The following is a 24,599-nucleotide window of genomic DNA, read 5'->3' as shown; positions in this document are numbered from 1 at the left end:
CCGGCAACGAGGTCCGCCTGAAGCGCCAGGCCACGTCATCCACGATGAAGGGTGACCTTGCCGCCCTCGAAATTCAAGGGTCCGTCACGTCTGTGTTGAATTCGTGTTCGGGCTGTGCCCGGCGTTCGCACGACGCTTCGCGGGGAGCGTCGCAGCGCATGATGTGGATGGCTATTTGTGGCCTGCCCGACAGGAATCGAACCTGTGACCCACAGCTTAGAAGTCCGGACACGCTTGCTTTGTGACGCTGTGAAATCAGGTGGTCCAGGGCGCTGACAACGTTGAAACAACGCGACTTAATGGGGCATCGGGGCTGAAACTGATTTGTGGACACGTGCCAGGCTTTGGCGAGGAAACGTGTCTGCGCTGTGGCCCCGCAACAAGGAGCCCAACAGTTGAAAGCCAAGATCACCCAGGCGCTTGTCGAACGAGCGCCAGCACCCGAACGAGGGAAGTCAGAACTATATGCCGATCCCGAGCTGCGGGGCTTCTACCTCGTCGTGACGCCGACCAAGCGCGGGTTCTACGTCCAGTCCTCTGTGAACGGCAAGCAGGTGCGCTCGAAGTTGGGCGACCATCCTGCATTGGACGTGAAGCAGGCGCGAGACCTCGCACGCAAGACCCTCGTAACCATGCGCGCAGGCACGAATCCCAACGAGGAGCGGCGCAAGAAGCGGGCGCGAGGCATCACGCTGCGCGAAGCGCTGGAGCTTCACCTTGGTGCCTTGTCGGTCACCACGCGAACGGAGGAGACCTACCGCTACCACCTCGACCAGTACGTCCCCGACTGGCTCGACAAGCCTCTGTCTGAACTGGGTGCGGATCGGTCTGCCGTTCGTGAGCGCCATCGCAAGATCACCACGAAGAACGGCGCCACCTGCGCCGACATCACGTTCCGCGTGGTGCGCGCCATCTACAACCGAGGCCTGCGCGAGCATCCCGACCTCCCGCCCAATCCGGCCACCAACGTGGACTTCCACGGGCTCAAGCGGCGCAAGGTCGATGTGGCGGCAGAGCGGTTGAAGGCGTGGGGCAGGGCAGTGCTGGACTTGCACCCTGTTCGTCGCGACCTGCACCTGTTCATGCTGCTCACGGGCATGCGGCGCACGTCGAGCTGCGAGGCCAAGATCGCGGACATGCACTTGGACAAGAAGATCCTGCATGTGCCGAAGCCCAAGGGCGGCAGTGCGCGGGCATTCGACCTGCCTCTGTCGGGACCTCTGCACGACTTGCTGGCCCATCGTGCAAAGCACTCGCCGCTGCTGGATCGCAAGGCCCTGTGGGTGTTCCCTGCGGAGAGCAAGAGCGGGCATGTTGTCGAGGTGGCGCAGGCCGAACTCGGCGGGCTCACGGGGCATGCACTGCGCCATTCCTACGCCACGTTGGCGGTGCAGGCAGGCGTGCCGTTGCTGGAACTCAAGTACCTGCTGAACCATGCGGCGTCCAACGTCACGATGGGCTACATCCATGTTGGACCCGAGCACCTGATGCAATACCAGGTGAAGGCCAGCGGCTACATCCTCGACGTGCTGGGTCTCGAATGGACCGAAGGCGAATGGCCTCCCCGCATGAGGCAGGAAGAAGTTGCGCCGCAGGTTAAACAAACCGAAGAGGAAATGGAAGGGCAACCCACGTGAGCTGCCCTTGCCACCAGGAGTTACGCGGTCTTATGCGTTGACATCCACGCCCGCCATCTCCTCATCGAATCCAGTGAAGCGACCGAGGTCATGCCAACGCTCAAACTTTGCGTGGCGGGCTTGCTGAAATGCAGCGCGGGCGCGTTCCACCAGCAGCGCAGCCTTTTCCGCAGGATCGCTGCGGAGGTCGGCGCTGCCCCACCTAGCTGCGTATTCGATGGTTGCGAGAAGGAGCCAGTTGTCACCCAGCAGCTCGCGAAGTGCGAGATACGAGCCAAGTGAACCGAACGGGCAGCCTACATCGAGGACGAAGTCGGTCGGAATCCGATTGGCTTCGTCATCATGAGATTCGAACAGGCGATCATTGCCAACGAGAGCGTCGCAATAGCTGAACAGCCTGTCTTCATCGAAGTGGTCTTCGCCATACTTGCGGATCAAGAAGTCGGCGGCGAGCGCACGGACCCCGGAGGCATGTTCCAGTTCAAGACCGAGCATCTCGATATGGTGCTGGTGGGCGCTGATGGTGTTGTCATAAACCAGCTTTGCGATGTTGATGCTGGTCGTGTGGTTTGCGGGAATGGCGATCATTTGAAACTCTCCAAAGTTGCGAAACGGGTTGCTGCTGAGGCGTCCCTCAGCACATCGCGATGGAGAGAATTTTGGGCGCGCCGTCTACAGAAAAACATAAACGTTTGCGTCGACCTGTGGGCGGAATGCATCAGCTCCAATCGTTTGTTGACGCAGGTCTCGTGGCACGATCTGAGTGCCGCCTGATCCTGTGTCAGCGCGTCGGTCCGCACAAGCCGATGAATCGGAAGGGGCGCCGCCGTGGTGGCCCTTTCTTTTTGCACGATCGAAGCACGAGAGGCGGCCACGGCCCTCACTGCTTCCCTTCCTCGACATGCCCCAGGTCCACCAGAATGGTCCACGTCGCATCCGAGGACCGAGGCCCTGGCTTGCCCCTTCCGATGAGTTCGGGCGCGACGTGGAGCCATCTGGTCAGTCGGCCCTGGAAATGAAGAAGCCGCCTCGATGGGCGGCTTCGTTGTTGGCGGCAAGGGCTCAGCAGGGTTCGGCTTCGACAGCAGGCCTGCGACGTGGCGGAACAGCGATCCCTTCTTTGCGCATCTTGTTGGCGTACCAGCGCACAGATGCCGCCGACGCCTTCGCCCCTGGAATCTGCGTGTTGATCTGGTCCGCAATGGTCTGGTGCGGCCACCCGCTGGGCAGCATCAGGTACTCCCTTGCGAGCTTGCCGACCCCCATGCCGTTGGGCTTCTTCTCGGGTTCTGTCGGAGCCGCGACCGATTCGACAGCTTCGGCACTAGGTTGCACCTGCGCCTCGGCCACCTCGGCCGTTGGTTCCTGCCTGAATTTGGCGAGGTTGATGTTCTTGGCTGCCGCGACCTTGCGAATTCGGTCGAGCAGCCGAGGACGACTGCTGAAAGTCTTCGGCCCTGCAGCCTTGTCGGCGATGGCGTTGTGCAGGGCCAGCAGTTCAGAGAAGGGCGCGGCGGCGAGCTGTTGGGCGTTCATGGTCACTCCAGGGTTGATGCTGGAAGTGATTAGGTCGCGGATGCTGGGAGCTGCGAGCCCCATGTGCCCGCGTTCCTGTCGGCTTTTACCGGGCCGTCGAGGTACTGCTGCCCGAAGATCATGGCCTCATCCAATGTGAGGCGCTGGCCGATCACGCGACCCTTTGGGAACCGCCAGTCGGACACGCTGATCTCCCAGAACCCGAACGAAGGCGTGGCAGTGGCAGGCTGGTGGAAGCCCTCGCAGGCAGCGCAATCGCAGATGTCCCAGCCGTCTTCATCGACGTAGGCCGTGAACCACTGGATGCTGATCTTCTTCATGTGAACTTTCTCGGTTGGATGGAAAAGTTCATTAGGTCGAGAAGAGGGGCATCCGCGAGCCCCCTGATTTGCAGTTGAAACGCAACGGCGATCCAAGGCTATAAAAAAGAAGGACCAAGGGTGCAAGACCCCGGTCCTTCAAGCACGTTCTGCGCACGTGCGGCTCCGTAACGAGCGATCAAATCAATGCCCTGTGCGCCTCCGTGAAGTGGAGGCCCTTCGCGCGTTCGTACGTGGCCCGATCAACATACAGATCCAGCGCTTTGCAGTAGTACTCGCCAACGATGGCGGCAGCCACATCGAAGGTGTCATCCTGGAAAGGCTGCACCCCGAAGTCCCGAGACTGTTCGGCCAGCGCGTCGAGGACAGGGATACCCCGGCGCTTGGCCCACGCCCGCCCGCTGAGCGCGAGGGACAGGGCTACCGGCAGCGCGGGGTTATGCGTCATTCCATTCACCCTTGAACGGAGCGTCGTCCTCGTTGAGCGGAGCGTCGTCCTCGCCACCATCCGCCTTCAGGATGTCTTTCTCCAGGTCGCGTTCCCGCAGCGCCATCGACAGCGTGTTGATCGGGTTGGACTTGCCCTGCTTCCAGGTACGGACTGCAATGATGATGCCTTGCAGGCGCGCGTCTCCGAGCTTCAGGTACTGCTGCACCTTCACGAACTCTTCCAGCTTCATCGCCGCAGCCACCTCGACGGGACCGACCGGTCGCTCCTTCGTCGGCATCCGATCCAGCAGGGACACGACAGCGGCGGCCAGCGGAACATCGTGCGTCGCGACTGCCACCTGCGCCAGATGGCCCAGCTCGGCGGGACCTGCGAACTGAAGCTGATGGAGGAAGGTCGTGCGCTTGGGATCGCCGAGCGAGACGCGGTTCAGGACTTGAACGGGCGAGCTGTAGTAGGGGCGCTGCGACATGAGAGCTTCATGCATGGGACCAGCGTCCTTGAGGTACTTGTTCAGCTCGGGTTCCGCGGTCTGCTTGATGATGCGGATGCTGGCGAGCGTCTCGTTCGTCGCGAAGCGCTCCCGGTCCTGCAGAGGAATCGCGCTCCAGCTGGCCATGTCGGCGGGGCTGATGGGATGCTGGCCACCGTCGGTGGTGGCATGTCCCGACTTGGTACCCCAGCGCCGCGAGATTTCGATCTTGCGGGTCTGTACGTCCTTGTTCAGGCGCTCGATGGCCTTGAGGACGCGGGTGTGCAGCGCGTCGAGGGCGCTGGACTTTTCGCCGATCTGGGCGACGCTCAGGAAAGGGGTGTTGGTGAGAAAGGACATGCTTGCAAGGGCTCCATTGAGGTTGGCGAACCCCGGTCCCGCGTCAAGCGTGTCCCTCACCAAGAGGGTAGGTCGTAGCGCCAATGCACGACCGAGTGTTGGGTTTGAATGTGTCGCGCAGGCTGTTCGGCGCACGCCAACGTTGTCGCGCTGTGTCCCCGTGATCGGCACCGCCATCGACGTGGCAGTGCGATCAAGGGCTTAGGTCGGCTGGACCCTCTGATGCCGAGTCAGGGCGCCCGCAATCCTTCAGCTCCGCCATGGTTTTTGGCATGCCTGCGGTCCCGCCGCAGTCACAGCACCTGCGCTGCTTCACCACGTCTCTGCTCCAACACCAACTCCAGCATTTCAGGCATTTGACCCACCCCACATGACCGAGGACCCGAGGAGGGTTGAAGTTGGGGTCTAGAGAGGGCCTGCGGGTGCGGCCGCCGTCGAAGGCCCATGGGGCCGGCTCGATGGGTTCCTCCGGCGGGGCCGCCACTTCGCTCCGGGCCTTTTCCACCACCCGATTACCGAGCCGAATCCAGGCGGGGAAGCGCTCGCTGCGGCATCTGTAGTTGACGGTGCTGTAGGGAATGCCCAACGCTGCACCCGCGGCATCCGCGTTGGCGTATCGGACTCCCTCGATTTCCACCTCAATGGATTGCCTCCATCCGTTCCCTTCCTCGCCCAGCGCCCGATGGACGCGCCTGGGCAGGTCGTTAAGCGAGGGCGGCATGGCGCGCCCATCGTTTCTTTTCGTACTCCATGGACGCCTTCTCCCAGGTGGCTGCATCGAGCCTCGGAATCGGGCCGATGACCGTCATTTCGGCGACCTGGACGAGAGCATCAGCAGTACCCAAAGTGTTCGGTGCGGTCTGAATGAAAGCGGCCAGGGTCCGGTCGATCAGCTCAGCCTTCTCCAGAGCCTGTTGAACCGTGAGACCCTTACTCATCGCCATCTCCTTCGCCGTCGCCGTCGTCCTTGCTGCCTGCGTACTGAACCGCCCCGTATTTTGAGGAGGCTCCAACTTTTGAGAGGATGGAGCCATGAGGAAGTCAGTGAAGTTTTCGCCCGAGGTACGCGAGCGCGCCGTGCGCATGGTGTTCGAGCACCGCGGTGAGTACGAGTCGCAGTGGGCGGCGGTGGTGTCGATTGCCGGCAAGATCGGCAGCACGCCGCAGACGCTGCTGAACTGGGTGCGCCAACAAGAGCGTGACACGGGCCAGCGCGAGGGCGTGACCACGACGCAGACGCAGCGCATGAAGGAGCTTGAAAGGGAGAACCGCGAGCTGCGCAAGGCCAACGAGATCCTGAAGCTGGCCAGCGCGTTTTTCGCCCAGGCGGAGCTCGACCGCCGGCTGAAGTCGTGAAGGCGTTCATCGACGCGCATCGCGCCGCGCACGGGGTCGAGCCGATCTGCAGGGCACTGCAGGTCGCCCCGTCGGCGTACCGGCGCCATGCGGCCCGCCAGCGCCACCCCGAGCTGCTGTGCGCCCGCGCGAAACGCGATGCGGTGCTGATGCCGCAGATCGAGCGCGTGTGGCAATCGAACCTGCGGGTCTACGGCGCCGACAAGGTCTGGCACCAGTTGCAGCGCGAGGGCGTCACGGTGGCCCGCTGCACCGTGGAACGACTCATGCGCCACATGGGTCTGCGCGGCGTGATGCGTGGCAAGGCCGCACGCACCACGATCAGCGACGCCAAAGCGCCTTGCCCGCTGGACCGGGTCAATCGCCAGTTCAACGCGCAGCGGCCCAACCAGCTTTGGGTGTCGGACTTCACGTACGTGTCCACCTGGCAAGGCTGGCTGTACGTGGCCTTCGTCGTGGACGTGTTTGCGCGGCGCATCGTGGGCTGGCGCACGAGCAGCTCCATGCGGACGGACTTCGTGTTGGGCGCACTGGAGCAGGCGCTGTACGACCGTCGTCCGCAGCGCGAAGATGCCCTTGTGTGCCACTCCGACCGCGGATCGCAGTACGTCAGCATCCGCTACACCGAACGGCTTGCCGAGGCCGGCATCGAGCCCTCCGTGGGCAGCAAGGGCGACTCCTACGACAACGCGCTGGCCGAGACCATCAATGGGCTGTACAAGGCCGAAGTCATCCATCGGCGCAGTGCGTGGAAGACCAAGGAATCGGTAGAGCTGGCGACGCTGCAATGGGTGGCCTGGTTCAACCACCAGCGCCTGCTCGAACCCATCGGGTACGTGCCACCGGCCGAGTTCGAGGCCAACTACTATCGAACTCTTGAGCAGCAGGCCATGTCGGCCTGACTCAAGCCAACGGGCCTCCGCGAATTCCGGGGCGGTTCATACTTCCCCAGAAGCGCCGTCAGCGCCTGCCTGTCTTCGCTGCTCATCTTCATCAGCGACTCGGCGCTCAAGCCCGTGTCCTCGACCTTCACGCTGAGCTTGTCGGCCATCTGCGGGTAGCGCCACTTAAGCATTACCTCCAAAAGGCGATCGCTGTACTTGCGGATGGTTACGGCGTGCTCTTGCCCAGAGGCATCGACCTTGGTGGAAACCTGCCCTTGATAGACGACAGGTTCCTGGACTCCGACCACTGCCCGCCGAAAGCCTTCTTCAAGGAGGCCGTCCAGTGCGACTTGAATCGCAGCGTCCCAACGACGCCTGAACTCGAGGTCCTTTTCGCGGTAGGTGTAGGCCAGCTCACGCGAGACGCCGACGACCTCGGCAGCCTTTTTCGGGGATGCGGTCTCTTCCAAAACCTTCAGGAAGAGCGTTTGAATTGCAGGGGTGAATTTTCTAGGGTAGCCCATGGGCAACTCCGTTGATGGTTTCAGAGTTGATTGGGCCGTGATATATGGTGCGGGCATGCCATTATTTAGGCAGCCCATTCAAAGACTTAGGGCTGCCGAGCCCTCTAATCGAAGATCAGGGGTTAAGGTTTCTCGCGCAAGAAGGTGAAAGACAGCGAGCCTTCTGGCACAAAAATCCGACCACCTGCACTCAAACGATGGAATAGATGAATGGGATAAATTTTTGATAGACGTTCGATTGTCAAGGACGACGTCTATAGACTGTCGTCCTAACTGACAATCAAATCCGCCCTTGTCTTTCGGTTTGTCCATCGGTGGCCGAAAGCAGCCTAAGTCGTTGATTCGTTTAGATTGTCATTTGTCTTTCGAATTTGTCCATCGCGTCTTTCTGAAAGACAAGGGCGTTGTCCATCGAGCTCGATTTTTAGCCGCCCTTGTCTTTCGAAATTCAGCCTTGTTTTTCGATTCGAACCACGATCCCCAGCTTCGGATTTGCAGCATTCAGGGGCTCCTGCCAGACCTCCGACCCATCCGCCGCGGTCTTGGCGTGCCGGCGTTTTTCAGGGATCACGTCACTGATTCGGCGTCGTGCCGTCTTGTCCGATATGCCTTCTCGTCGGGCCAGGGATTCGGCCAGATCCTTCAATGACACAGCGCCGCTGTCGTCCGCCATCGCGCAGGCGAGTTCGATGATGGGATCGACCATGAAGTCCGCCCCAGCGTCTGCGATGACGGCAGCACGGAGCACCAGGGAGTCGGCCACCTTCTCCAGGTTGAACAGCATCAGCGGCTCGCGCTCGGCGTCCTTCTGCTTCTGCACAGCCACCCTGATCGAGCGACCATCCTTGTCCCGCTCGACCTCCACCGTGGTGTCCATCGCGCCCAGAAGCGCGCTGCTGCCGCGCATGCCCTTGCTCGTGTCCTTGCCCGAGTGGTGGACCACGACCACCGCCGCGCCCGTCGCGTCCCGCAACTGCTTCATGCTGGCGATGTAGCGCCCCATGTCCTTGGCCGAGTTCTCGTCGGCGCCTGCAGCCGTCTGGTTCAGCGTGTCGATGACGATCAGGCGCAGGGGGCCCAGTTCATCGGTGACGGCCTGGACGAAGGCACGCACGCCGCTATCCTTTTCGGCCGCGAGGTTCAGCTCATCGCGCATCAGACGAAACTCGAAGGGGCGGCCTTGGGCATGGCGATCCTTCTTCCAGGCCCGCACTCGTTTGCCGAGACCGGGCGCGCCCTCAGCGGCGATGTAAAGGACAGCGCCACGCTCGACGGCACGACCATGCCAATCCAGGCCGCCTGCGATGGCCATGGACATGTCCACCGCAAGGAACGACTTGCCCGACTCAGGCGCGCCATAGATCGCGGCGACGCTGCCTTCCACCAACACGCCAGGGATGAGCCACTTCGGCGGCGGCAGTGCCTCCAGTTCATCGATGCTCAGGAAACTCCACCTGCTGCGTTCAGGGGCGGTGTGTTCAGGGGGCTCGTCCCAGACCTCGAAGTCGTCCTCGGGATCGGCCGCGGGGATATCGGCGCCCGCATCGTTCAGATGCTTGCGCAGGGTGGCGATGGTGACGGCACCATCCCTGTTGGAATGCAGCGAGTCCCAGCGGCGCCCGACGATCCATTCGTGGTCCGCATAGGTCGGGTCAGACGTGCTCCAGTCGATGAACTCCTGCCGGCCTTCGCCATCCGTCGCGTGGTGGCAGGCCATCATCAGTTCGCGCCAAGCGTCATGGTCGCGGAAGCCGCAAGGGTCCAGCGCCTCCAGCGACCGCGCCAACTGCTCGGCCGTGATCTCACCGGCATCGGAGCCATTGGTGCGCTCGGGGCGCCGGGCCATCTCGACCAGGCGCAAGGGCAGGTCGGGCATGTCATGCAGAGGCGCCGAGTCAGGAGCCCACGCATAGATGCCACCCGTGGGATGGATCGATCCCGCCGCGACTACCTGCCTGCCCAGCGACTTGAACTCCACGCCTTCGAAGCCTTCCACGCTGTCGAGCAACGCCGCGCCCTTGGGCTTCCTGAAGTAGTAGTGGTGGCCGCGATGGTCGAGGTTGCCCGTAATGACATGCGGGGCTGCCGACAGGTTCAGCCCGACCTTCGCCACGAGTTCGGCCAAGCTGTCGCGGCCTGCGGGGAAGTTGCGCGGGTCCACGTCCACCACGACCACATCGGCGGGAAGACGAACCCCGAGGTTCAGGCCCTCGCGACGAACCCGTTCCATGACGGCGCCGTGGTCGTACTCGCGATCCTGCCAGCGACGATCAGCGGGCATCTTGTCGCGCGAGCGCAGCGGGATCAGTTCCAGGCGGACACCGCGGTAGGCGTCAAACGATGGCTCTGCAGCCGACGACGCGGCGGCATGATTGCGATGCTCTGAGGTTAGTTGATGTTTTGGAAGGCCCCCTGTTGCCTCAGGGGGCTTTTCCTTTTGCGGCTCCGTCATTGAGCGCCTCCAGCCACGAAGGGGCGGCGTTCCCCGATGTAGGCTCGCAGAACGCCAAGCTTGTAGCGGACGCTGGCGCCCACGTAGATGAAGGCAGGCCCGCCGCCTTGGGAGCGATACCACGGCAGCGAGTTGGGGGCGAGCGCCAGAAAGGCGGCAGCCTCTTTGGTGTCGAGAAGTGCCTCATCGGGCAAGGCGTGGAGTTCGGCCAGCGGCCGCGGGATGCGAGCACGTGATACGGACATGGAAAGATTCCAGCAAGATGCGCCCACAGCGACGCTGCGGGTGACTTCCAGGCCTGTCGCCTGGAATCGGACCCTGCACCCCGTTGTCATGGGAGGGCCACGGCTGTTCTTGCCACCGTCAACACTTCTGACTGCCTGGCGGCAGTCCTCGCCCCGATTGCCGGGGTGATTGCTGATCAATTTACCTCATAGGCCACCACGAGTACACCAACGCGCCTCACGGCCGATCTGGTGAGGCCACGGAGAGTCTGGACGGCCGAGCGCTGCTTAGCCCCAGGAACAAGGCGCCCGGATGCGGCACGGGCTGCCTGGTGAGACCGATGGGCTATCGACAGGCCTTCGCCCAGGCATCGGCCAGGTTGTCGCGGCCCTCCAGGATCACGCTCTTGCCGCTGGAGACGAAGCGCTTAAACCCCGTGTATCCACCAACGCTGTTCTTTGCGTTGACGCTCCCGCACGCGACCAGATCGAAGGCCTCGGTGTAGTTCGCATAGACCTCCTTGAACTGGGCCGAGTCGGGATCTTTCAGCGTTGCCCGTACAGCGCGTTGGGCCGCGACGATGGTCTCAGGCCCGAAGAACTTCTCTTGCTGGGCCTTCTTTTCGGCGGCGGTGAGTGGCTTCTCAGGGGCTGCCTTCTTCTCAGGCTCGGCGGCAATCGCTGGATCTTTGCGCGGGGCGAGCACGGCGCCGAGCACGAGTGCACCCGCGAGCACAGAGAGAAGGAGGGAAACACGCTTCATGGGACCTCATGCATAAATAGTCTATTTTGGACTAATCCAATATGAACTTTAGCATGCGACGCCCTGCAAGTCAGCGCACGCATGTCCCAATCGACCCACAACCCCGACTACCAGACCCTGCTGGCCGTCCTCAAGGCGGCGCGCAAGCGGATGGGCGTGTCACAGGTCGAGCTAGCTGAGCGGCTGGGAAACACGCAGACCTTCGTGTCGAAATGCGAACGTGGGGAGCGCCGGATCGACGCTGTGGAACTGGTGGAGTTCTCGGAGGCACTGGGCGTGCCGCCGGCCGAGCTGCTGGGTGAGTACTTGAAGCAGCGGGAGCGGGGGCTGCTCCCGAAGGGCAAGAAGACTAAGGGGCGCGCCTGACCAAATGGTTGCGCCCAGCGACTAGCATTCACAGGCGGTGCGCTACTTCGGCTTCAAGGCGCCTTGGTTCTTCACTAATTCCGCGAGATTGACCATTTTACGAAACTCGGTCGCATAGCTGAGCGGTACGCCAACCCTTCTACAGAACTCAGTCGGATGGTCACTCCCGATCTTTTCGTAGTTCTTGAAAACTAGGTAGTGAAACATCGCCATTTTGGCGCCGCTCTCGGCAGCTAAACCGATTTTTTTCGTTATCTCAGCATAAACGAGGGGATTCGAATTTTTTGCCGACAAATCCGAGGGGGAAATCTCTTTCCGCCCTTCATTTGAGCGGCTTTTTGACGAATTTTTCATGCTGGACGGAAGTGATTGGCGCCGGCGATCAAACCATTGCCAGCATTTCTTGCAATATGGCCTGCCGCTTCAAGCGATCAATTGTTACCTCGCCTAAGCCATTGCAAATCGTAGCCACTCGATTAAAGATGTCATTGGCAGGGGCGCCATGCTGACCCATGATGTCAATTACTGCCTGCGCCTGGCGCTCAACCTGCCGCGAGTTTAGTGGCGGAGTATTTTTTCCATTAACCATGGCCCAAACTACAGGGAGCATGTGCCATTTGAATCGTTTGAGATTTTGTGGAATGGTGTTGTTGGATACAAGTAAAGAAAATCGGTACATGGTCACGCAGGCAGCGTAATAGACAATCTCCTTAACATCGTCCGCAAATATGATGGAGGTCAGCTCTTCGTACATTGCCTTTGGATAGCGTGATGCTAGCTCTGGGCGATTGCAGGCCATGGCCGCTACACACTTGGCCGCGTTGTGCAAAGAGAAGATCCGCGTGTTTGGAATGTCTTGCCCCACATACTGGCGATCTCTTCGCTCTAAATACAGGCGACTCTCTGTTCCCTCGTACGTATTGAAGTACTGCTCCACCTTCCGGACAATTGGGCGCAACGACAAAAATTGGTTGTCCTCAACCTTTGTCTGACTATTCGTGGCGCGAACCAACTCCGAAAAGACGTCTTCCAACTGCGTCTCAACCACCTTAATATTGACCATCACATTGCCGAGCGCATCCTTATTCTCAAAAAGAACGTTAGATGTCTGGCAGCCGTTGACGATCTGGAAGTTGGTGAGATGAAGGGTGTTGCCTTGCAGTTGGACGTCTGGACTAACTATGGTGATGCCGTTGTTGAGTACAGGGAATCTGCTCGACGTTTCTGATGCAAGGGTTGCCGCGATTGATTGGTTGACAGCGTTGTCAAGGCCTAGGAATGAGCGGACATTTTCCTCAAACACCTGCGTTCTAAGGTTCCCATCCTCCGTTGTCAGAAGATTTCCCACAAAATCGCTAGCTCTCACGACCGCGAGGTAAGCTTCATCGATGCCGGCGATGTTTGGCAAGGCCGCGGTGCTGAAGGTGGGAAGACTGGCGTTGACACCAGAGTAGGTTCCAACCCAAAGACGTGTCAATTCGTCTCGGTCAATAAACTTGATGTCAATTTCATGGAAAATTCCAAGAGCGGCAACCTGCTTCTGAAAATCTCCAAGCGCAACCTCCAAGGCATCAGGCTGCTGATAGATTCCGGTCGCCACAAACCTCGCAATTAATGATGGCCTGCCATTTCTTAATTTGGGAACTTGCTGCAGTACTACATCGAAAATCCCGCGCGACTCCAGCAATACTTCGTCGGTAGCGGTGTAAGGATTCGCGGTAGTGAAACGCAGGACGCCTTCCTTGAATTTGAGGAAGTCGCCAAGATCAAAACCTTCGGAACGTTTCGCCTGGATAAATACCATATCCACATCGTGATTCCGCCTCGGAGATGCGAATACGGCCTGCGCATCTTCTATAGATGCAGTTACCGCCTCATCAATTACGATGGTTACTCCATCGATGCCCTCATCCCCCTCGCCAGTGACAACATCGTCCAGATCGAATGCGCCGCTGAAGCGATTGGAGATGACCGAGTACGTGGCGAATTTTTCAAATTGCTTGGCCTCATCGTCGGCCTCCAGCGAAAAACTTGCCACAAAGCTTTCTAGATGTGCTTTGACTATCCGATGCATGTGCGAACCCCCTGATAAGGGGGCGAGCATAGCCGCTTCGCTGCATCACACAGCGAAGGCTGGCCTCGGCCGCCCTCGAAAAACTAGGGGCCGTCACGTCTGTGTTGAATTCGTGTTCGGGCTGCGCCCGGCACTCGACTGAGGCTTCGCAGGGAAGGTCGTAAGTGCTTGTTCTTGAAGCCAGTTTTCTGGCCTGCCCGACAGGAATCGAACCTGTGACCCACAGCTTAGAAGGCTGTTGCTCTATCCAACTGAGCTACGGGCAGTGCTGAACATGCGCCATTCCTTGCTGCAGTTTGGTGCTGCGCTTGCGGAGCGCTCCGCAGATGGCGTTGGTGCGAAGGCCGCGATGATAGCGAAGTCGCTGGCGCGCGGCCGCGCATTGACACCCTGCGCGACACGCCGCTAGACTCGCCCCCGCTCCGGGGTGCACGTATGGCGTGCTGAGATGGCGAACCTGATCGCCGGAACCGCGAACTTGATCTGGGTCATACCAGCGTAAGAAGAGCTGCAGTGCTTGGGTGCCTGCGCACGTCCTCACGGTGTTCCGTGGCGTGCGTGCGTGCATCCCGGCCGATGCGGAGCAATCCATCCAACCCAAGGAGATTGCCCGCATGAACGCCCCCGACCGCCACGCCGTTCCCCTTGCCGAGCGGCTTGCGCTCACACGCGAACCGTTTCCCGGTTCGCGCAAGGTCTACCTCGAAGGTTCGCGCCCTGATCTCCAGGTGCCGCTGCGCGAAGTGCTGTTGACCAACGGCGAGCGCATCCACCTGTACGACACCTCGGGCCCCTACACCGACCCGGCGGCCGCCATCGACGTGCGCAGCGGCCTGCCGGCCCTGCGCGCGCCCTGGCTGGCCAGCCGCGCCGACACCGAGGTCTACGAAGGCCGCATCCGCCAGGCCCTGGACGATGGCGGCAAGGACGATGCGCGGCTGGCCCAGTTGCGCGCCGAGGCCGCGGCCCTGCAGCGCCAGCCGCGCCGCGCCAAGTCTGGTGGCAACGTCACCCAGATGCACTACGCACGCCGCGGCATCGTCACGCCCGAGATGGAGTACGTGGCGCTGCGCGAGAACGGCCGGCGCGAATGGATGGCCGAGTACCAGCGCGACGCCGCCCGCGAACGCCGCCTGGCCGGCAACCCGCTGGGCGCGGCGCTGCCCAAGGGCCCGATCACGCCCGAGTTCGTGCGCGACGAGGTGGCGCGCGGCCGCGCCATCATCCCGGCCAACATCAACCACCCCGAGGTCGAGCCCATGGCCATCGGGCGCAACTTCCTGGTGAAAATCAACGCCAACATCGGCAACTCGGCCGTGACCTCCAGCATCGAGGAGGAGGTCGACAAGCTGGTCTGGGCGATCCGCTGGGGCGCGGACAACGTGATGGACCTCAGCACCGGCCGCAACATCCACACCACGCGCGACTGGATCGTGCGCAACAGCCCGGTGCCGATCGGCACGGTGCCGATCTACCAGGCGCTGGAGAAGGTCGGCGGCGTGGCCGAAGACCTCACCTGGGCCATCTTCCGCGACACGCTGATCGAGCAGGCCGAGCAGGGCGTGGACTACTTCACCATCCACGCCGGCCTGCGCCTGCCCTTCATCCACCTGACGGCGGACCGCATGACGGGCATCGTCTCGCGCGGTGGCTCCATCATGGCCAAGTGGTGCATCGCCCACCACCAGGAGAGCTTCCTCTACACGCACTTCGAAGAGATCTGCGAGATCATGAAGGCCTACGACGTGAGCTTCTCGCTCGGCGACGGCCTGCGCCCCGGCTGCGCGGCCGACGCCAACGACGAGGCCCAGTTCGCCGAACTGCGCACGCTGGGCGAACTCACGCAGATCGCCTGGAAGCACGACGTGCAGACCATGATCGAAGGCCCGGGCCACGTGCCCATGCACCTGGTGCAGGCCAACATGGACGAGCAGCTCAAGCACTGCCACGAGGCGCCGTTCTACACGCTGGGCCCCTTGACCATCGACATCGCGCCGGGCTACGACCACATCGCGAGCGCCATCGGCGCGGCCATGATCGGCTGGATGGGCACGGCGATGCTGTGCTATGTGACGCCCAAGGAACACCTGGGTCTGCCCGACCGCGAGGATGTCAAGCAGGGCATCATTGCCTACAAGATCGCCGCGCACGCGGCCGACGTGGCCAAGGGCCATCCGGGCGCGCGTGCGCGCGACGACGCGCTCAGCAAGGCGCGTTTCGAGTTCCGCTGGACCGACCAGTTCAACCTGGGCCTGGACCCCGACACCGCGCGTGAATTCCACGACGAGACCCTGCCCAAGGACGCCAGCAAGGTCGCGCATTTCTGCTCCATGTGCGGCCCGAAGTTCTGCTCGATGAAGATCACGCAGGAGGTGCGTGAGTACGCGGCCAGCGGCATGGCCCAGAAGTCGGCCGAGTTCAAGGCCGGCGGTGGCGCGTTCTACATCCCGGTCGAGCGCAGCTGATGCAGCACTTCGGCATTGCCGGCGCGGGCCTGCTGGGCCGGCTGCTGGCCTGGCAGCTGGCGCGCGCGGGTGCGCAGGTGCAGGTGTTCGACGCCGCGGCCGGCCCTGCGCCAGCGTTCGACGCGCAGGGCCCGGCCGCGTTCAGCGCGGCCGGCATGCTCTGTCCGCTGGCCGAGCGCGACCATGCGGACGCGCGCGTGGCCGCGCTGGGCTGGCGATCGATTGCGCTGTGGCGCGGCATCGTCGCGGCGCTGCACGCGCCGCGGCCATTCTTCGCCGAGCGCGGCAGCCTGCTCGTGGCGCACCGCAGCGACCTGGCCAGCGCGCAGCGCGTGCTGGCGCGGCTGGCCGAGGAGACGCATGCCGCACCCGAAGCGCTGGACGCGGCCGCGCTGGCGCGGCTAGAACCCGCGCTGCCGCCACCGGCCCATGCCTGGCTGCTGCCGGGCGAGGCGCAGATCGATCCGCTGGCCACGCTGGCGGCCCTGCATGCGGCGGCCGAGGGCGTGACCTGGCATTGGCAGCGGCCCGTCGCACAAGTGGTGCCCGGGCGACTGCAATTCGCCGACGGCAGCAGCGCCGCGTTCGACTGCGTGGTCGATGTGCGTGGGCTGGGGGCCGCACCAAGCCTGCCGCTGCGCGGCGTGCGCGGCGAAACCGTCTGGCTGCACGCGCCCGGCCACGGCCTCACACGCCCCCTGCGCCTCGTGCACCCGCGCCACCGTGTCTACCTCGTGCCGCGGCCGGACGATCTGCTGTTCCTGGGCGCGACCGAGATCGAGAGCGAGGACCGCTCGCCGGTCTCGCTCAAGAGTGCCGTGGAGCTCATGAGCGCGGCGCACAGCGTGCTGCCCATGCTGGCCGAGGCAAGAATCCTGCGGCTGGACCGGCACCTGCGGCCGGCGCTGCCGGACCACCTGCCGCGCACCGAGCACGAAGAAGGGCTGCTGCGCATCAATGGCCTGTTCCGCCATGGCTGGCTGATGGCGCCGGCGCTTGTCGACGATGCGCTGGCGCTTCTGCGCCAAGGGGAGGCCGCATGACGCCGGACACCGTCCCCATCGTGCTGGACGGCCAGCCGCATGCGCTGGCCGCGGGCAGCACGCTGGCCGCGCTGGTCGACGCGCTCGGCCACCGGCCCGAGGCCGTGGGCACGGCCGTCAACGGCGTCTTCGTCGCCCGCGGCCACCGCCACGACCTCGCGCTGCACGCTGGCGATGCCGTCGTGCTGTTCCAACCCATCACCGGAGGATGAGCCATGCCTGACGCTGGAGCACCGAACGATGACCGCTGGCAGGTTGCCGGCATTTCTCTCACGAGCCGCTTCCTGCTCGGCACGGCCGGCTACCCCTCGCCCCACGTCTTGGGCGAGGCCATCGCGGCCGCGGGCGCCGAGGTCGTCACCGTGGGCCTCAAGCGCGCACTCGCGGCGGGCGGCGACAACGGCTTCGTCGCCATTGTGCGCGCGGCAGTGCAGCAACAGGGCGCGCGGCTGCTGCCGAACACAGCGGGCTGCCGCACGGCACGCGAGGCCGTGCAACTGGCGCAGATGGCACGCGAGCTCTACGACACGCCCTGGCTCAAGCTCGAGGTGGTGGGCGACGAACACACGCTGCAGCCCGACCCCTTCGAACTGCTGCAGGCCGCGCAGCAGCTCGTGCGCGAGGGCTTCGTGGTCTGGCCCTATTGCACGGACGACCTGGTGCTGAGCCGCCGTCTGCTCGACGCGGGCTGCCCCGTGCTCATGCCTTGGGGTGCGCCGATCGGTTCGGGCCACGGGCTGCTGAATCCGTTCGCGCTGCGCACGCTGCGCGAGCGCTTGCCGGACGCCACGCTGATCGTCGATGCGGGCATCGGCGCGCCTTCGCACGCGGCGCAGGCGCTGGAACTCGGTTTCGACGCCGTGCTGCTGAACTCGGCCGTGGCGCAGGCGCGCGATCCGGTGCGCATGGCCGGTGCTTTCCGCGCGGCCGTGCAGGCGGGCAGGGCGGCCTGGCAGGCCGGCGTGATGGCGCGCCAGGACTTCGCCGTGCCCAGCACGCCGGTGGGCGGCGCGCCGCTGCTGCTAGGAGGCGCAGCATGAAGCGCGTCTGGAGCATCGCCGGCACCGACAGCAGCGGCGGCGCCGGCCTTGCCGCCGACCAGCGTGCGCTGGACGCCTGGCCCGATACCCACTACTGCGGCGTGGTGGCCGCCGTCACGGCGCAGAACTCGCAGGCCGTCACGCGCGTGGAGGCGGTCAGCCCGCAGCTGCTGGACGCGCAACTGGCCGCGCTGGAGGCCGACATGCCGCCGGCCGCGCTCAAGACCGGGCTGCTCGCGGACGCCGCCCAGATGCGCAGCGTGGCCGCCTGGGCGGACCGCCTGCGCGAGGCGGCTCCCGGCCTGCCGCTCGTGGTCGACCCCGTGCTGGGCGCGAGCAGCGGTGCCAACTTCGCCGACGACAGCGCGGTGGCCGCCTACCGTGCGCACCTGCTGCCGCGCGCGACGCTGATCACGCCGAACCGGCGCGAGGCCGCGCGGCTGCTGGGGCGGCCCAGCCTGCGCCGCGACGAGGTGCCTGCAGCCGCCGCCGCCCTGCGTGCGCTGGGCGTGCAATCCGTCTGCATCACGGGCGGCGATCCGGCCGATGCCGGGCACGTGCCCGACGACGCCGCACCGGAGGAAGCCGGCCTGGCGCTGGACTGGCTGGACAGCCCGCAGGCCAGCGGCTGGCTCGCGCTGCCGCGCATCGGCACGGGCAACACCCATGCCACGGGCTGTACGTTCGCCAGCAGCGCCGCGGCGGCGCTGGCGCATGGCTTCGTCGCGGCCGATGCCGTGGTGCTGGCCAAGATGGCGGCCACGCACGCGCTGCGCCATGGCCATGCGGCCGGGCGCGGCCCGGGCCAGGTGCTGGCGCGGGCTGGTTTCCATGCCGAGCCGGGCCTGCTGCCCACCATGGGCTGGGACGCGGAGCCGGCCTGGGCGTCGCCAGCGGCCGGCCGCGCGGGCCCATTGGGCCTGTACGCCATCGTCGACAGCGCGGCCCGCGTACAGGCGGTGCTGGCCAGCGGCGTTCGCAGTGTGCAGTTGCGCATCAAGCAGCCCGAGGCCGCCACGCCCGTCTGGTGGGATGCGCTCCACGCCCAGGTGGCCGAGGCCGCGGCGGCCTGCCGGGCCGTGGGCGCACGCCTGTTCGTCAACGACCACTGGCAGCTGGCTTCGCGGCATGGCGCGCACGGCGTGCACCTGGGCCAGGAAGACCTGCTGGCGCTGGCGCCGGACCAGCGCGCCGCGCTGCGTGCCAGCGGCCTGGCGCTGGGCATCAGTTCGCACAGCCTGTGGGAGCTGGCCCGGGCACGCAGCCTGGCGCCGGCCTACATCGCCTGTGGCCCGGTCTGGCCCACACTGACCAAGGCCATGCCCTGGCAACCCCAGGGTCTGGGCAACCTGGCCTGGTGGTGTGCGATGGCCGGCTCGCCGGTGGTGGCCATCGGCGGCATCCTCGCGCCTGCGCAGATCAGCGCAGCGGCCGGGGCCGGGGCCGACGGCATCTGCGTCGTGCGCATGCTGGGCGAGGACCCGGCGGCCACGGTGCCGGCCATGTGCGCCGCGCTGGCCGGCAACTGGCCCACCGCGTCACCGGCAGGCAGTTCCGTGCCCTGGCCACGGCCGACCTTGAGGACTTGAGCGCCGTCAAACTGTTTCTCTGATTCAACAAATTCATCGCTTTATTTGCTTCATATTTGTTGCACTGTTAGACTTTTCGACTGCAGCGCAAGGAGCGTGCGCACGCAGAGCCACAGGGACCCCGTTCAGCGCGAATGCGCAGGATGGGGCGACTGGGTTGCATCCCGCAGGAGGCACCGGACATGGACAGCGTGTGCGCATTCGTGCGTTGCCACGCCGAACCATCTTCCAACCCGCAGGGATCCCATGCACGTACTTGCTTCTTCCCCCGCGCGCCGCACCGCGTACCCGGAGTGCCGACCATGAGCGGCCTGCGCAAGCTGCGCATCGGCGCCAGGCTGGGGCTGGCGTTCGGCGTGATCCTGTTGATCGTGGCCGCCAGCGCGGCCATGGGCGTGTGGCGGCTCAGCCAGTCGAGTTCCACCACCCATCGGCTTGGCACGGTGGACAAGGAGCGTCAGGAGGCGGCAATCATCTGGCGCCAGACCATCGACCTGAACTGGGTGCGCACCGAGGCGGCGCTGATGGATTCGGACACCAGCCGCATCCCACGCTGGCAGTCCGAGATGGACAAGACCTCGCAGGTCACCGTTGCATCGCGCGAGCGCCTGCACCAGCTGGTGGTGACGGAGGCCGGCAAGCGCATGCTGCAGGACATCGATGCCCGCCGCGAGGCGTACCGCACCCCGCGTGCCGCGATTCTCAAGCGCCGGCTGGCAGGCGAGGATGTGTCGGCCGAGTTGGAGCGCACGCTGCGCCCGCTCGCTACCGCCTACAGCGAGAGCATCCGCACGCTGGAGAAGCGCCAGCAGGATCTCTATGCCCAGTCGCTGCAGGAGGCCGAGGCCGCCGCCGCCCAGGGCCAGACCGTGCTGATCGCCAGCGGTGTGGCGGCAGTGTTGCTTGGCGCCCTGTTCGCCTGGGCCATCTCTCGCTCGATCACGCAGCCGCTGGCCGAGGCCGGCGTGGTGGCGCGGCGCATCGCGGACGGTGACCTCACGCAGGCCGTGCAGGTCGAAGGCCGAGACGAAGCGACCGACCTGTCCGCTGCGCTGCGCGACATGCAGCAGCAGCTGGCCAGCGTGGTGGCCGGCGTGCGCCGCAATGCCGACGGCGTGGCCACGGCCAGTGCCGAGATCGCACACGGCAACAACGACCTGTCCGCTCGCACCGAGCAGCAGGCCTCGGCGCTCGAGGAGACGGCCGCGTCGATGGAGCAGCTCAGCTCCACCGTGCGGCAGAACGCCGACAACGCGCGCCAGGCCAAGAGCCTGGCCGAGAACGCCTCCAGCGTCGCCGGCCGCGGCGGCGAGGTCGTGGCACGCGTGGTCGACACCATGAAGGGCATCGACGAGAGCTCGGGCAAGATCGCCAGCATCATCGGCACCATCGATTCCATCGCCTTCCAGACCAACATCCTGGCGCTCAACGCGGCCGTGGAGGCCGCGCGCGCGGGCGACCAGGGCCGCGGCTTCGCGGTGGTGGCGACCGAGGTGCGCAGCCTGGCCGGCCGTTCGGCCGAAGCGGCGCGCGAGATCAAGGCCCTGATCGGCACCAGCGTGGAGCGCGTGCAGCAGGGCACGGTGCTGGTCGGCGAGGCTGGCAGCACGATGCAGGAGGTGGTCGGCGCCATCCAGCGTGTGAGCGACCTGGTGGGCGAGATCAGCGCGGCCAGCAGCGAGCAGAGCGCGGGCGTCTCGCAGGTGGGCGAGGCGGTCACGCAGATGGACCAGGCCACGCAGCAGAACGCCGCGCTGGTCGAGCAATCGGCCGCGGCGGCCGACAGCCTGCGCCACCAGGCCGAGCAGCTGGTGCAGGCGATGGCGGTGTTCAAGGTGGGCGCGGAGCGGCAAGGCACCCGTACGGAACCGGTGCTGGGCCACGCCACGCGCCCGGCCCTCACCGCGGCCTGAGCGGCCGGCGCCGCTTGCTTCAGCGGCGCTGGTACTGCGTGGCGCCGAACAGGTTTTCGCGCGCCTTGTCGTCCGTGATGGGCTTGCGCAGGTCGGCTAGAACGGCCACGCCGCGCTGCACCGCCGGACGTGCGGCGATGCGGTCGAACCAGGTCTTCAGGTTCGGATAGTCGGCCCAGGCGATGCCCTGGTTCTGCCAGTTGCGCAGCCAGGGGAAGATGGCGATGTCGGCGATGCTGTATTCGGGCCCGGCGATGTGGGCGTTGTCGGCCAGCTGGCGGTCCATCACGCCGTACAGCCGACGGGCTTCGTCGGTGTAGCGCTGGATCGGATAGTCCAGCTTCTCGGGCGCATAGAGCCGGAAATGGTGGTTCTGGCCCAGCATGGGGCCGACCCCGCCCATCTGGAACATCAGCCACTGCAGCACGGCGTAACGCGCGCGGTCGCCCTCGGGCAGCAGCTGGCCGGTCTTGGCGGCCAGGTACAGCAGGATGGCGCCCGATTCGAACAGCGTGACGGGGCGGCCGTCCGGCCCGTCGGGATCGACGATGGCCGGGATCTTGTTGTTGGGGCTGATGCGCAGGAATTCAGGTCGGAACTGTTCGCCCGCACCGATGTCCACCGGCACCACCTCGTAGGGCAGGCCGCACTCCTCCAGCATGATGTGGACCTTGTGGCCGTTCGGCGTGGCCCAGCTGTGGACGGTGATCATGCGCTGAGCCCTCTCAGAATCGGGTCACGGGCATGTCGTGCTGCTGCGGCCGGTCCGAGTACCTGCCCAGCTCCATCTTGGCGATGGCGTTGCGGTGCACTTCGTCCGGGCCGTCGGCAAAGCGCAGCGTGCGGGCGTGGGTGTAGGCGAAGGCCAGCGGGAAGTCGTCGCACATGCCGCCGCCGCCATGCACCTGCATGGCCCAGTCGATGACCTGGCAGGCCATGCTGGGCGCGACGACCTTGATCATCGCGATCTCGTTCTTGGCCACCTTGTTGCCGGCCTTGTCCATGAGCCAGGCGGTCTTGAGCGTGAGCAGGCGTGCCATGTCGATCTTGCAGCGCGCCTCGGCGATGCGCTCCTGCGTGACGGTCTGCTGGGCCACGGTCTTGCCGAAGGCCACGCGCGAGGCGGCGCGCCGGCACATGAGCTCCAGCGCGCGTTCGGCCAGGCCGATCAGGCGCATGCAGTGGTGGATGCGGCCCGGGCCCAGGCGGCCCTGGGCGATCTCGAAGCCGCGGCCCTGGCCCAGCAGCATGTTGGAGGCCGGCACGCGCACGTTCTCGAACACCATTTCCATGTGGCCGTGCGGCGCGTCGTCGTAACCCATCACGTTGAGCGGGCGCAGCACCGTGATGCCGGGTGCATCGGCCGGCACCAGGACCATGCTCTGCTGCTGGTGGCGCGCCGCGTCGGGATCGCTCTTGCCCATGGTGATGTAGACCGCGCAACGCGGGTCGCCCGCGCCCGAGATCCACCACTTGCGGCCGTTGATCACGTAGTCGTCGCCGTCGCGTTCGATGCGGGTGGCGATGTTGGTGGCGTCGCTGGAGGCCACGTCGGGCTCGGTCATCGCGAAGGCCGAACGGATCTGGCCTTCGAGCAGGGGCTTGAGCCAGCGCGCACGGTGCTCCTCGCTGCCGTAGCGTGCGATGGTCTCCATGTTGCCGGTGTCGGGCGCCGAGCAGTTGAAGACCTCGGAGGCGAAGGGCACGCGGCCCATGATCTCGGCCAGCGGCGCGTACTCCTCGTTGGTCAGCCCGGCGCCCTTGAAGCCGGACAACTCGGCCGTGTCTTCGGGCAGGAACAGGTTCCACAGGTCCTGCGCGCGGGCCTTGGCCTTGAGGTCTTCGATGATCTGCAGCGGTGTCCAGCGCCTGCCGGCCGCGGTGTTGGCCTGCAGTTCGGCGTGGTAGACGGCTTCGGCGGGGTAGATGTGCTCGTCCATGAAGCGCAGCACGCGCTGGCGCAGGGCTTCGGTCTTGGGGGAGTAGTCAAAATCCATGGCTTGTCTCCTCTTGGTGGTTGGCTCAGGCCTGCTGCGCGAACTTCCAGGCCAGTTCGGCCAGCGGCCGTGCGCCTGCGCCCGAGGTGGCGGCGCGGTCGCTGGAGGCCGTTCCGGTTTCGGCGCGCTTGGCGATGCCCTGCAGGATCGCGGCCAGGCGGAACATGTTGTAGGCCAGGTAGAAGTTCCAGTCGCGCTGGAGGTCTTGCGGCGTGGCGAAGCCGGTGCGCTCACAGTAGCGCGCGATGTAGTCGGCCTCGGCGGGGATGCCCAGCGCCTTCAGGTCGATCCCGGCGATGCCGCGGAACTGACCCGGGCTGATGTGCCAGGACATGCAGTGGTAGCTGAAGTCCGCCAGCGGGTGGCCCAGCGTGGAGAGTTCCCAGTCCAGCACCGCGATGATGCGCGGCTCGCTGGCGTGGAACATGGTGTTGTCGAGCCGGTAGTCGCCGTGCACGATGCTCGTGAAGCGCTCGTCGCGCGCGCTGGCCGGCATGTTGCGCGGCAGCCAGTCGATGAGCTTGTCCATCTCGGGGATGGGCTGCGTGATGGAGGCGACGTACTGCTTGCTCCAGCGGCCGATCTGGCGCTCGAAGTAATTGCCGGGCTTGCCGTAGTTCGCGAGGCCGCGCGCGGCGAAGTCCACGCTGTGCAGCGCGGCGATCACGCGGTTCATCTCGTCGTAGATGGCGGCGCGGCCGGCTGGGTCCATGCCGGGCAGGCCCTGGTCCCACAGCACGCGGCCTTCCTTGAACTCCATGATGTAGAAGGCGCGGCCGATGACCGATTCGTCCTCGCACAGGCACAGCATGGCGGGCACGGGCACGTCGGTGCCCGCCAGGCCGCCCATCACCGCGAACTCGCGCTCGATGGCGTGGGCCGAGGGCAGCAGCTTGGCGACGGGGCCGGGCTTGGAGCGCATCACGTAGCGCTGCGTGGGCGTGGTGAGCTTGTAGGTGGGGTTGGACTGGCCGCCCTTGAACAGCGCGACCTGCAGCGGGCCGGCAAAGCCGGGCAGCTGCGCAGCCAGCCAGTCGGTCAAGCGCTGGACGTCGAAGGCGTGCTGGCCGCTGACTTCCTTGGTGCCTTCGAAATGGTCGAATTCGCTCATGCGGGTTGTCTCCCTGTGTCGGTGT

At 65.0% G+C, this 24,599-nt stretch carries 24 protein-coding genes, 1 tRNA gene, 1 riboswitch and 1 other annotated feature; of the genes, 9 read left to right on the top strand and 16 right to left on the bottom strand.

Annotation, left to right across the window (positions count from 1 at the left end; translation table 11 throughout):
* Window positions 1-395 precede the first annotated feature (395 nt).
* A complete protein-coding gene (locus ACSQ4M_RS25145; RefSeq protein WP_436192123.1) occupies window positions 396-1,637 on the top strand; it encodes a tyrosine-type recombinase/integrase in 1,242 nt (413 codons plus the stop codon).
* A gap of 30 nt (window positions 1,638-1,667) precedes the next feature.
* Here the strand turns inward: ACSQ4M_RS25145 and ACSQ4M_RS25140 are convergent, their stop codons facing one another.
* From ACSQ4M_RS25140 to ACSQ4M_RS25115, 6 genes are all read right to left on the bottom strand, one after another.
* Window positions 1,668-2,225 carry a hypothetical protein gene (locus tag ACSQ4M_RS25140; RefSeq protein ID WP_436192122.1) on the bottom strand — a complete coding sequence of 186 codons (558 nt, stop codon included), beginning with the start codon at window positions 2,223-2,225 and terminating at the stop codon, window positions 1,668-1,670.
* A 474-nt stretch (window positions 2,226-2,699) separates the two neighbouring features.
* A complete protein-coding gene (locus ACSQ4M_RS25135; protein WP_436192121.1) occupies window positions 2,700-3,173 on the bottom strand; it encodes a hypothetical protein in 474 nt (157 codons plus the stop codon).
* A gap of 29 nt (window positions 3,174-3,202) precedes the next feature.
* The gene (locus tag ACSQ4M_RS25130) at window positions 3,203-3,493 is read right to left on the bottom strand and encodes a hypothetical protein (RefSeq protein ID WP_436192120.1); all 291 of its coding nucleotides are present in this window, start codon (window positions 3,491-3,493) and stop codon (window positions 3,203-3,205) included.
* Between the two features lie 178 nt (window positions 3,494-3,671).
* The gene (locus tag ACSQ4M_RS25125; protein ID WP_436192119.1) at window positions 3,672-3,941 is read right to left on the bottom strand and encodes a hypothetical protein; all 270 of its coding nucleotides are present in this window, start codon (window positions 3,939-3,941) and stop codon (window positions 3,672-3,674) included.
* Window positions 3,931-4,773: a hypothetical protein gene (locus ACSQ4M_RS25120; protein ID WP_436192118.1), complete on the bottom strand. Its 843-nt coding sequence runs from the start codon at window positions 4,771-4,773 to the stop codon at window positions 3,931-3,933. The genes ACSQ4M_RS25125 and ACSQ4M_RS25120 overlap by 11 nt, the downstream gene beginning before the upstream one ends.
* Window positions 4,774-5,477: 704 nt before the next feature.
* The gene (locus tag ACSQ4M_RS25115; RefSeq protein WP_436192117.1) at window positions 5,478-5,711 is read right to left on the bottom strand and encodes a hypothetical protein; all 234 of its coding nucleotides are present in this window, start codon (window positions 5,709-5,711) and stop codon (window positions 5,478-5,480) included.
* A gap of 94 nt (window positions 5,712-5,805) precedes the next feature.
* On the opposite strand from ACSQ4M_RS25115, the gene ACSQ4M_RS25110 reads away from it, so the two are divergent.
* Window positions 5,806-7,031, top strand: a protein-coding gene (locus ACSQ4M_RS25110; RefSeq protein ID WP_157086564.1) for an IS3 family transposase whose coding sequence is annotated in 2 segments (ribosomal slippage) — window positions 5,806-6,094 and window positions 6,094-7,031 — 1,227 coding nt in all. Because the reading frame shifts where the segments join, the coding sequence is not laid out codon by codon here.
* Window positions 6,084-6,200, top strand: a sequence feature (AL1L pseudoknot). Its footprint overlaps the gene before it by 117 nt.
* Here the strand turns inward: ACSQ4M_RS25110 and ACSQ4M_RS25105 are convergent.
* From ACSQ4M_RS25105 to ACSQ4M_RS25090, 4 genes are all read right to left on the bottom strand, one after another.
* Window positions 6,995-7,537: a hypothetical protein gene (locus tag ACSQ4M_RS25105; RefSeq protein WP_436192116.1), complete on the bottom strand. Its 543-nt coding sequence runs from the start codon at window positions 7,535-7,537 to the stop codon at window positions 6,995-6,997. The two genes, ACSQ4M_RS25110 and ACSQ4M_RS25105, sit on opposite strands and share 37 nt — an antisense overlap.
* Window positions 7,538-7,985: 448 nt before the next feature.
* Window positions 7,986-9,989, bottom strand: coding sequence for an AAA family ATPase (locus ACSQ4M_RS25100; protein ID WP_436192115.1), 2,004 nt, complete (start codon window positions 9,987-9,989; stop codon window positions 7,986-7,988).
* Window positions 9,986-10,234 (bottom strand): hypothetical protein, encoded by a 249-nt coding sequence (locus ACSQ4M_RS25095; protein ID WP_436192114.1) that lies wholly within the window; start codon window positions 10,232-10,234, stop codon window positions 9,986-9,988. Before ACSQ4M_RS25095 ends, ACSQ4M_RS25100 begins: the two co-directional genes overlap by 4 nt.
* Window positions 10,235-10,559: 325 nt before the next feature.
* Complete coding sequence (locus ACSQ4M_RS25090) at window positions 10,560-10,976, bottom strand: hypothetical protein (protein WP_436192113.1); 417 nt, start codon at window positions 10,974-10,976, stop codon at window positions 10,560-10,562.
* An 81-nt stretch (window positions 10,977-11,057) separates the two neighbouring features.
* Here ACSQ4M_RS25090 and ACSQ4M_RS25085 point away from each other — a divergent pair, with 81 nt between their 5' ends.
* A complete protein-coding gene (locus tag ACSQ4M_RS25085; RefSeq protein ID WP_436192112.1) occupies window positions 11,058-11,342 on the top strand; it encodes a helix-turn-helix domain-containing protein in 285 nt (94 codons plus the stop codon).
* 42 nt (window positions 11,343-11,384) lie between these two features.
* Here ACSQ4M_RS25085 and ACSQ4M_RS25080 read toward each other — a convergent pair whose 3' ends face one another.
* The 3 genes from ACSQ4M_RS25080 to ACSQ4M_RS25070 form a co-directional block, all read right to left on the bottom strand.
* A complete protein-coding gene (locus tag ACSQ4M_RS25080) occupies window positions 11,385-11,696 on the bottom strand; it encodes an HTH-like domain-containing protein (protein ID WP_436192111.1) in 312 nt (103 codons plus the stop codon).
* Between the two features lie 28 nt (window positions 11,697-11,724).
* On the bottom strand, window positions 11,725-13,416 hold the full coding sequence (locus ACSQ4M_RS25075) for an AIPR family protein (RefSeq protein ID WP_436192110.1): 1,692 nt from the start codon (window positions 13,414-13,416) through the stop codon (window positions 11,725-11,727).
* A 189-nt stretch (window positions 13,417-13,605) separates the two neighbouring features.
* A tRNA-Arg gene (locus ACSQ4M_RS25070) sits at window positions 13,606-13,682 on the bottom strand.
* 147 nt (window positions 13,683-13,829) lie between these two features.
* A riboswitch (TPP riboswitch) is annotated at window positions 13,830-13,938 on the top strand.
* 92 nt (window positions 13,939-14,030) lie between these two features.
* On the opposite strand from ACSQ4M_RS25070, the gene thiC reads away from it, so the two are divergent.
* The 6 genes from thiC (at window position 14,031) to ACSQ4M_RS25040 (ending at window position 21,466) form a co-directional block, all read left to right on the top strand.
* Window positions 14,031-15,881 carry a phosphomethylpyrimidine synthase ThiC gene (gene thiC, locus ACSQ4M_RS25065; protein WP_436192109.1) on the top strand — a complete coding sequence of 617 codons (1,851 nt, stop codon included), beginning with the start codon at window positions 14,031-14,033 and terminating at the stop codon, window positions 15,879-15,881.
* On the top strand, window positions 15,881-16,924 hold the full coding sequence (locus tag ACSQ4M_RS25060) for an FAD-dependent oxidoreductase (protein WP_436192108.1): 1,044 nt from the start codon (window positions 15,881-15,883) through the stop codon (window positions 16,922-16,924). The genes thiC and ACSQ4M_RS25060 overlap by 1 nt, the downstream gene beginning before the upstream one ends.
* A complete protein-coding gene (gene thiS, locus ACSQ4M_RS25055) occupies window positions 16,921-17,136 on the top strand; it encodes a sulfur carrier protein ThiS (RefSeq protein ID WP_436192107.1) in 216 nt (71 codons plus the stop codon). The genes ACSQ4M_RS25060 and thiS overlap by 4 nt, the downstream gene beginning before the upstream one ends.
* 3 nt (window positions 17,137-17,139) lie before the next feature.
* Window positions 17,140-17,964 carry a thiazole synthase gene (locus ACSQ4M_RS25050; protein ID WP_436192106.1) on the top strand — a complete coding sequence of 275 codons (825 nt, stop codon included), beginning with the start codon at window positions 17,140-17,142 and terminating at the stop codon, window positions 17,962-17,964.
* Window positions 17,961-19,553, top strand: a complete 1,593-nt coding sequence (locus tag ACSQ4M_RS25045; protein WP_436192105.1) for a bifunctional hydroxymethylpyrimidine kinase/phosphomethylpyrimidine kinase — start codon at window positions 17,961-17,963, stop codon at window positions 19,551-19,553. Before ACSQ4M_RS25050 ends, ACSQ4M_RS25045 begins: the two co-directional genes overlap by 4 nt.
* A gap of 302 nt (window positions 19,554-19,855) precedes the next feature.
* Window positions 19,856-21,466 (top strand): methyl-accepting chemotaxis protein, encoded by a 1,611-nt coding sequence (locus tag ACSQ4M_RS25040; protein ID WP_436192104.1) that lies wholly within the window; start codon window positions 19,856-19,858, stop codon window positions 21,464-21,466.
* 19 nt (window positions 21,467-21,485) lie between these two features.
* Here the strand turns inward: ACSQ4M_RS25040 and ACSQ4M_RS25035 are convergent, their stop codons facing one another.
* The 3 genes from ACSQ4M_RS25035 to ACSQ4M_RS25025 are packed head-to-tail and all read right to left on the bottom strand — an operon-like array spanning window position 21,486 to window position 24,574.
* Window positions 21,486-22,178 carry a glutathione S-transferase family protein gene (locus ACSQ4M_RS25035; protein ID WP_436192103.1) on the bottom strand — a complete coding sequence of 231 codons (693 nt, stop codon included), beginning with the start codon at window positions 22,176-22,178 and terminating at the stop codon, window positions 21,486-21,488.
* Window positions 22,179-22,191: 13 nt separating this feature from the next.
* The gene (locus ACSQ4M_RS25030; RefSeq protein ID WP_436192102.1) at window positions 22,192-23,463 is read right to left on the bottom strand and encodes an acyl-CoA dehydrogenase family protein; all 1,272 of its coding nucleotides are present in this window, start codon (window positions 23,461-23,463) and stop codon (window positions 22,192-22,194) included.
* A 25-nt stretch (window positions 23,464-23,488) separates the two neighbouring features.
* Window positions 23,489-24,574 (bottom strand): phosphotransferase, encoded by a 1,086-nt coding sequence (locus ACSQ4M_RS25025; protein WP_436192101.1) that lies wholly within the window; start codon window positions 24,572-24,574, stop codon window positions 23,489-23,491.
* Between the last annotated feature and the right edge of the window lie 25 nt (window positions 24,575-24,599).

Source organism: Pseudorhodoferax sp. LjRoot39, from assembly GCF_964253035.1.
Lineage (GTDB): Bacteria > Pseudomonadota > Gammaproteobacteria > Burkholderiales > Burkholderiaceae_C > Pseudorhodoferax.
The sequence above is the reverse complement of the archived record's forward strand: the minus strand, read 5'-3'. Positions and strand labels throughout refer to the sequence as shown.

Bases quoted from the DNA above. Each gene is read 5' to 3' on its own strand.
- ACSQ4M_RS25140 (WP_436192122.1), bottom strand. From the start codon at position 2,225: ATGATCGCCATTCCCGCAAACCACACGACCAGCATCAACATCGCAAAG.
- ACSQ4M_RS25135 (WP_436192121.1), bottom strand. From the start codon at position 3,173: ATGAACGCCCAACAGCTCGCCGCCGCGCCCTTCTCTGAACTGCTGGCC.
- ACSQ4M_RS25130 (WP_436192120.1), bottom strand. From the start codon at position 3,493: ATGAAGAAGATCAGCATCCAGTGGTTCACGGCCTACGTCGATGAAGAC.
- ACSQ4M_RS25125 (WP_436192119.1), bottom strand. From the start codon at position 3,941: ATGACGCATAACCCCGCGCTGCCGGTAGCCCTGTCCCTCGCGCTCAGC.
- ACSQ4M_RS25120 (WP_436192118.1), bottom strand. From the start codon at position 4,773: ATGTCCTTTCTCACCAACACCCCTTTCCTGAGCGTCGCCCAGATCGGC.
- ACSQ4M_RS25115 (WP_436192117.1), bottom strand. From the start codon at position 5,711: ATGAGTAAGGGTCTCACGGTTCAACAGGCTCTGGAGAAGGCTGAGCTG.
- ACSQ4M_RS25105 (WP_436192116.1), bottom strand. From the start codon at position 7,537: ATGGGCTACCCTAGAAAATTCACCCCTGCAATTCAAACGCTCTTCCTG.
- ACSQ4M_RS25100 (WP_436192115.1), bottom strand. From the start codon at position 9,989: ATGACGGAGCCGCAAAAGGAAAAGCCCCCTGAGGCAACAGGGGGCCTT.
- ACSQ4M_RS25095 (WP_436192114.1), bottom strand. From the start codon at position 10,234: ATGTCCGTATCACGTGCTCGCATCCCGCGGCCGCTGGCCGAACTCCAC.
- ACSQ4M_RS25090 (WP_436192113.1), bottom strand. From the start codon at position 10,976: ATGAAGCGTGTTTCCCTCCTTCTCTCTGTGCTCGCGGGTGCACTCGTG.
- ACSQ4M_RS25085 (WP_436192112.1), top strand. From the start codon at position 11,058: ATGTCCCAATCGACCCACAACCCCGACTACCAGACCCTGCTGGCCGTC.
- ACSQ4M_RS25080 (WP_436192111.1), bottom strand. From the start codon at position 11,696: ATGAAAAATTCGTCAAAAAGCCGCTCAAATGAAGGGCGGAAAGAGATT.
- ACSQ4M_RS25075 (WP_436192110.1), bottom strand. From the start codon at position 13,416: ATGCATCGGATAGTCAAAGCACATCTAGAAAGCTTTGTGGCAAGTTTT.
- thiC (WP_436192109.1), top strand. From the start codon at position 14,031: ATGAACGCCCCCGACCGCCACGCCGTTCCCCTTGCCGAGCGGCTTGCG.
- ACSQ4M_RS25060 (WP_436192108.1), top strand. From the start codon at position 15,881: ATGCAGCACTTCGGCATTGCCGGCGCGGGCCTGCTGGGCCGGCTGCTG.
- thiS (WP_436192107.1), top strand. From the start codon at position 16,921: ATGACGCCGGACACCGTCCCCATCGTGCTGGACGGCCAGCCGCATGCG.
- ACSQ4M_RS25050 (WP_436192106.1), top strand. From the start codon at position 17,140: ATGCCTGACGCTGGAGCACCGAACGATGACCGCTGGCAGGTTGCCGGC.
- ACSQ4M_RS25045 (WP_436192105.1), top strand. From the start codon at position 17,961: ATGAAGCGCGTCTGGAGCATCGCCGGCACCGACAGCAGCGGCGGCGCC.
- ACSQ4M_RS25040 (WP_436192104.1), top strand. From the start codon at position 19,856: ATGAGCGGCCTGCGCAAGCTGCGCATCGGCGCCAGGCTGGGGCTGGCG.
- ACSQ4M_RS25035 (WP_436192103.1), bottom strand. From the start codon at position 22,178: ATGATCACCGTCCACAGCTGGGCCACGCCGAACGGCCACAAGGTCCAC.
- ACSQ4M_RS25030 (WP_436192102.1), bottom strand. From the start codon at position 23,463: ATGGATTTTGACTACTCCCCCAAGACCGAAGCCCTGCGCCAGCGCGTG.
- ACSQ4M_RS25025 (WP_436192101.1), bottom strand. From the start codon at position 24,574: ATGAGCGAATTCGACCATTTCGAAGGCACCAAGGAAGTCAGCGGCCAG.